The 6,305-nt window shown below is 74.0% G+C and carries 5 protein-coding genes; 4 read left to right on the top strand and 1 reads right to left on the bottom strand.

What is annotated here, in order from left to right; all coding sequences use genetic code 11:
• The coding region (locus DI269_RS14350; protein ID WP_332871953.1) for an FAD-binding domain-containing protein at window positions 1-637 on the top strand (637 nt) is incomplete at its 5' end.
• Here the strand turns inward: DI269_RS14350 and DI269_RS14345 are convergent.
• On the bottom strand, window positions 610-1,119 hold the full coding sequence (locus DI269_RS14345) for a MarR family winged helix-turn-helix transcriptional regulator (protein ID WP_112136955.1): 510 nt from the start codon (window positions 1,117-1,119) through the stop codon (window positions 610-612). The two genes, DI269_RS14350 and DI269_RS14345, sit on opposite strands and share 28 nt — an antisense overlap.
• A gap of 106 nt (window positions 1,120-1,225) precedes the next feature.
• Between DI269_RS14345 and DI269_RS14340 the strand changes: the two genes are divergently transcribed.
• The 3 genes from DI269_RS14340 to DI269_RS14330 form a co-directional block, all read left to right on the top strand.
• Window positions 1,226-3,310 (top strand): MMPL family transporter, encoded by a 2,085-nt coding sequence (locus DI269_RS14340; protein WP_112136953.1) that lies wholly within the window; start codon window positions 1,226-1,228, stop codon window positions 3,308-3,310.
• Between the two features lie 140 nt (window positions 3,311-3,450).
• Window positions 3,451-3,681 (top strand): hypothetical protein, encoded by a 231-nt coding sequence (locus DI269_RS14335; protein WP_112136951.1) that lies wholly within the window; start codon window positions 3,451-3,453, stop codon window positions 3,679-3,681.
• A 21-nt stretch (window positions 3,682-3,702) separates the two neighbouring features.
• Window positions 3,703-6,305 (top strand): ATP-binding protein (locus DI269_RS14330; RefSeq protein WP_112136949.1); only part of this gene is annotated, 2,603 nt, incomplete at its 3' end.

The following is a 6,305-nucleotide window of genomic DNA, read 5'->3' as shown; positions in this document are numbered from 1 at the left end:
CGCGGACCTCCCGCGCGGCGGCGAGCGCGCCGGGCTCGCCCGCCTCGACGCGTGGGCCCCGGACTCCGGCGACTACGCCGAGCGCCACGACGACCTCGCCGGGGACCGCACCTCCCGCCTCAGCCCCTACCTGGCGCTCGGCTGCCTGTCGGCCCGCGAGCTCGCCGCCGACCCGCGCCTGCCGGAGGCGATGGTCCGCCAGCTGTGCTGGAGGGACTTCCACCTCCAGGTCCTCGCCGCGTTCCCCGACCTCGTCGACACCGCGTACCGCCGGGGCGCCGACGACGTCTGGGACGCCGACCTGACCGCCCTGGAGGCGTGGCGGGCCGGCGCCACCGGGATCGGGATCGTCGACGCCGGGATGCGCCAGCTCCTCGCCGAGGGTTGGATGCACAACCGGGCCCGGCTCATCACCGCCGGGTACCTGGTCAAGGCCCTCGGCCTCGACTGGCGCGACGGCGCGGCCCACTTCGCCGCGCACCTGGTCGACCTCGACGAGGCGAACAACGCCGGGAACTGGCAGTGGACGGCCGGGACCGGCAACGACACCCGCCCCAACCGCGGCTTCAACCACGAGCGCCAGGCCGGGCGCTTCGACCCGGAAGGGGCCTACCGGCGCCGCTGGGCGCGGTCCTGAGGCGGCTCCCACTCGGCGCTGACGTCCTTCATCGCCTCGGTGCTGACCGCGAGGAAGCGGGCCACGACCGCCCGCTCCTCGGCCGAGAAGCCCGCCCAGGAGCGCGCGAACGCGGCCGCGAGCGGGACGAACAGGTGCCGGTTCGCCTCCACGGCCGCCTCGGGCACCTCCAGGGCGACGCGCCGCCGGTCCCCGGAGGGACGCGAGCGCTCGACGTGCCCGAGGGCCTGGAGCCGGTCGATGAGCGCGGTCGTCGCCGACGGGCTCAGCCCGAGCTCCTTCGCAAGCGCCCCAGGGGACATGGGGACGCCGCGCCGCGCCGCGTCCATGATCACGCCGAGCGCGTTGACGTCGGTGCGGTGCAGCCCGTGGGCGGCCCCGAAGCGCTCGGCGTACCGGTCGGACTCGACGGTGAGGTTCTGGAGGAGCCGGGTCAGGTCCAGGTTCGTGGGGGCCTCGTCGCCGTCGGTGTCCCGGGTCATACGCGCCGTCCTGTCCTCGTCGATGCTCGACCTGTATCTTACTATTTCGATCATCGAAATATCCGTCGATGGAAACATCCACTGACCTGGACGCGAGGAGACCCGCATGGCCCCCGAACGACCGCACCCAGTCCGCCGCCTCCGGTGGCTCCTGCCCGCGCTCCTGGCGCTCGCCTGGCTCGCCGTCGGCGCCTTCGCCGGGCCCGCCGCCGGGAAGCTCAGCGAGGTCGCGAGCAACGACGGCTCCGCGTTCCTGCCGTCCTCCGCCGAGTCGACCGAGGCCGCCGACCGGCGCGCGGCCTTCGACGACACCGACGCCGTGCCCGCGATCGTCGTCGCCGAACGCCAAGGCGGCCTTGACGAAGCCGACCTCGCCTACCTCGACGCCGCGAGCGTCAGCCTCGCGGAACTTGAGTTCAACACCGCTCCCCCGATCCCGCCCCGGCTGTCCGAGGAGGCCCCGGCCGAGGCCGCGCAGCTGGTCGTCCTCATCGACGCCGGCGCCGACGAGTCCGAGGCCGTCGCCGAGATCCGCGCGGTCCTCGACGAGGGCCGCCCCGACGGGCTCGACGTCCTCGTCACCGGCCAGGCCGCGCTCGGCGCCGACCTCGGCGAGGCCTTCGCCGGGGTCGACGGCCTGCTGCTGCTCGTGGCCGCCGCCGTCGTCGCGGTGATCCTCGTGCTCGTCTACCGCTCCCCGCTGCTCCCGCTCCTGGTGCTGCTGACCTGCGGGTTCGCGCTCGCGGCCGCCAGCGCCGCGGTCTACGCGCTCGCCGACGCGGGCGTCATCGACCTGAACGGCCAGAGCCAGGGCATCCTGTTCATCCTCGTGTTCGGCGCCGCTACCGACTACGCGCTGCTGCTCGTGGCCCGGTTCCGCGAGGAGCTGGACGCGGGTTCGGACCGGTTCGCGGCCGTCCGCAAGGCGCTGCGGGCCACGGTCGAGCCGATCGCGGCCTCGGCCGGGACGGTGATCCTCGGCGTGCTGTGCCTGCTGTTCAGCCGACTGGAGTCGAACCGGGGCCTGGGTCCGGTGGCGGCCATCGGGATCGGGGCTGCGTTCCTCGCGGCGGTGACGTTCCTGCCCGCGGTGCTGGCACTGTGCGGGCGGGCCGCGTTCTGGCCGCGGCGGATCGCGAAGGCCCGGCGCCGGTCGCGGCTGTGGTCGAACGTCGCGGGCCTGGTCGCGCGGCGCCCCCGCGTCGTGTGGGTGACGACGGCCGCGGGCCTGGTGATCGCGGCGGCGTTCGCGTTGCAGCTCAAGGCGGACGGCACTGCGCAGACCGAGGTGTTCCTGACCGACGTCGACTCGGTGGCGGGCCAGGAGGTCCTCGCCGAGCACTTCCCGGGCGGCTCGGGGGCGCCGGCGGTGATCGTCGCGGACGCGTCGGCGCTCGACGAGGTGCTCGCGGCGGCCGAGGTCGACGGGGTCGCCGAAGTGACTGCGACCGTTGACGAGACGGGCGAGGTCCGGACCGCGGACGGGCTCGTGGAGATCGAGGCGGTCCTGGAGGACGCGCCCGACAGCGACGCCGCGATGGCCACTGTAGAGCGACTGCGCGAATCGGTGCACGCCGTCGAGGGCGCGGACGCCCTGGTGGGCGGGCCGACCGCGATCCAGCTCGACACGCTGGAGACCTCGGAGCGGGACCGCACGGTCATCATCCCGATCGTCCTCGCCGTGATCCTGCTGGTGCTCATGCTCCTGCTGCGGTCCATCGTGGCCCCGCTGCTGCTGACGGCCACCGTCGTCCTGTCCTTCGGTGCGACCATGGGCGTCTCGGCCCTGGTGTTCAACCACCTCTTCGGCTTCCCCGGCGCCGACCCCACGGTCGTCCTCTTCGGATTCGTGTTCCTCGTGGCGCTGGGCATCGACTACAACATCTTCCTGATGACGCGCGTCCGCGAGGAGTCCGCGCGGCTCGGCACGAAGGCCGGGACGCTGCGCGGCCTGGTCGCCACCGGCGGGGTCATCACCTCGGCCGGGGTGGTCCTGGCGGCGACGTTCTCGGCGCTCGCGGTCCTGCCGATCCTGTTCCTCGCGCAGATCGCGTTCGTCGTCGCGTTCGGGGTGCTCCTCGACACCGTCGTCGTCCGCTCGCTGCTGGTCCCGGCGCTGACCGTCGACGTCGGAAGGGCCGTCTGGTGGCCCTCGCGGCTCGCCCGGGTAAGGCCCCTCAGCCGGAAGTAAGGGGTCTGAGGGCCCTGAGGCCCGGAACTAAGGGAGGTAAGGGCGTCTTCGACGCGGACGCCTGATGCCCGCCCCCGGGCCTCAGCACGAGTATTGGTGTCAGGCCGGAAACGCCGGCCGACAGCACCGAAGGAACGAACATGAACGACTTCGACCTGCACTACCTCCACTACGCCCGCTCCGAGGAGCTCCGCAAGGACGCCGAGAACGAGCGCCAGGCCCGCAGCCTCCTCAAGGCCGCCAAGGAGACCCGCCGCGCCGGCAGCCACGTCCGGCACGCCGGCGTCGCCGGCCGCGTCGCGAGGGCCCTGGGCCTGCGCCACGACGGGGAGGGCGCCTCCTCGAAAAATGAACAGGCCGCCGTGTCCTAGGGGCGTGTCATGATTGCAGACATGCCGCGCCTAGGTTCCGACCTCCCGCTCTTCGCCCGCGACGCCGAGCTCGCCGCGCTGCGCGACGCGCTCGACGCCGCGAAGACGGGACGACCGGCGACGGTCCTGGTCTCGGGGGACGCCGGGGTCGGCAAGACCCGGCTCCTCCACGAATTCAACGACAACGCCGGTGACGGTGTCCTCACCGTCACCGGCCACTGCCTCGACACGGCCGACTCGGCCCTCCCCTACCTCCCCTTCGCCGAGATCGTCGGCGCCCTCGCCCGCGACGAGCCCGACCTCGTCGCCGCGCACCCCGGACTCCGCCCGCTGCTCCCCGGCCACCCCGGCACGGCCGACGGCGACCTCGGGCGACTCGGCCTCTTCGAGGCCTTCCACGCCGCGCTCGCGGACCTCGCCGCCGACCGCGCGGTCGTCATCACCCTCGAAGACCTCCACTGGGCCGACCGCTCCAGCCGCGACCTCCTCGCGTTCCTCACCTCCCGCCTCACCGGCCAGCGCCTGCTCATCCTCGGCTCCTACCGCGCCGACGCCGTCCACCGCGGCCACCCGCTGCGCCCCCTCCTGGCCGAGCTCGTGCGCCTCCCCGCCGTGCAGCGCCTCCAGATCGACCCGTTCGACTCCCAGCACGCCGCCGACTTCGTGCGCGAGCTCAACACCGGACTCGACGAGGTCTCCGTCTCCAAGATCGCCGCGGCCTCCGAGGGGAACGCGTTCCTCGCCGAGGAGCTCGCCGCCGCCGAGACCCACACCGTCACGTACGAACTCGCCGAGGTGCTCCTGTCGCGCCTCGAACGGCTCCCCGACGCCGCCCGCAGCGTGGTCCGCCTCGCCTCCGTCCTGGGCCGCCGCTTCACCTACGGGCGCCTGAACGCCGCGGCCTGGTCGATGTTCGACGAGACCGGCCTGCACCACGAGCGCGAGTTCGACGAGGCGCTGCGGGCCGCGATCTCGCACGGCGTCATCGCGCAGAAGGGCCCGGACCTGTACGCGTTCCGCCACGCCCTCCTCGGCGAGGCCGTGTACTCCGACCTCCTTCCGGGCGAGCGCATCCGGTACCACCAGAAGATCGCCGAGTCCCTCGCCGACGCCACCGGCAAGGGCGCCGAGGCCGAGCTCGCGCACCACGCCTACGAGTCCGGGGACCTGCGCTGCGCCCTGTCGGCGTCGGTGCGCGCCGCGAAGGAGGCCGTCGAGCTGGCGGCCCCCGCGGAGGCGCTCATCCACCTGGAGCGGGCCCTGGCCCTGTTCGAGCGGGTCCCGGCCGAGCAGCGGCCCGAGGACGTCACGGAGCTGCGGCTGACGCTGTGGGCCGCCGCGAACGCGGAGGCTTCGGGCGAGATCAAGCGCGCCCAGTCGTACTCGGCGGCCGCGGTCCGCCTCGCGGACGCCTCCGGAGACCGCATCCTCGGCGCCTCGACCCGCCGCAAGTACGCCAAGCACCTCCTCATCATCGAGGGCGACGAAGCAGAGGCGCACCGGATCGCCTGGGAGGCTTGGGAACTGGTCAAGGACGAGGGGCCGCGCCCGGTCAAGGCGTGGGCGCAGGCCATCGTCGCCCGCACCGTGTACGTCAACCGCCGCAACGCCGAGGCCGCCGAGTGGACCGCCGCGGCCATCGCCACCGCCGACGCCGTCATCGCGGCCGGCGACCCCGCGGACCTCGATGCCGCGCGCTCGGCGAAGGCCGACGCGATCCTCACCGACAGCATCGCCGCGTTCCGCCACAGCGGGCAGTCCATCGAGCGCACCATGGAGCGCAACGCCGAGGCCCTCGACCTGGTCCGCGGCTCCGACTGGTACGAGGTGGAGCTGCGCGCCCACTTCAACAACGGGCTCCTCCTGGTCGACGCCGCCCGGCTCCCCGAGGCCCTGGAGCACTTCGACCGCGGCATGGAGCGGGCCCGGTGCACCGGCGACCGCTGGAGCACCTTCGGCCTGGAGATCGCCGTCCGCCAGGTCATCTGCAACCACATGCTCGGACGCTGGGACGCGGTCGACGCGAACGGTGAGATGGCCTCCAGCGTCCTGCCCGGCGTCGTCCTCACCCGCCTCGCGGCCGCCGTCCTGCTCGTCGACGTCGCCCGCGGCCGCTTCGAGACCGCCGACCGGCGCCTGGACTACCTCGCCGACCGGTGGCAGATCGACGGCCAGGTCCTGTCCCTCGCGACGCTGTGCGGCGCCGAGCTCGACCGCTGGCGGCACCGGCCCGCCGACGCGATCCGCCGCGTCGAGCGCGCCGTCGAGTGGATGGGCAGGATGAAGTCGTACTTCCTCGCGGGAGTCTCGGTGTGCGCCATGGGCGTCGGCGCCGCCGCCGACCTCGCCCACACGATGCGCCGCGACGGCGACGCCGCGGGCGTGAAGGACGCCGTCGCCGCCGGGGAGCGCCTGGCCGAGCGCGGCCGGCACTTCCTGGAGCACGGCCAGCCGCTCTCGGGCACGCTCGGCCCCGAAGGCGTCGCCTGGGCCGCGCAGCTCGACGCCGAGGCGTCCCGGCTCTACAGCGACGGCGACCCGGCCCTGTGGCAGGCCGCCGCCGACGCGTTCGACTACCGCAACGCCCTCGGCGTCGCGCCCGAGCCGCCCGCGCCCGCCCCGGG

Source organism: Glycomyces dulcitolivorans, from assembly GCF_003265355.1.
Lineage (GTDB): Bacteria > Actinomycetota > Actinomycetes > Mycobacteriales > Micromonosporaceae > Glycomyces > Glycomyces dulcitolivorans.
Note: the sequence above shows the minus strand (reverse complement) of the source record. Positions and strands in the feature narration are given on the sequence as shown.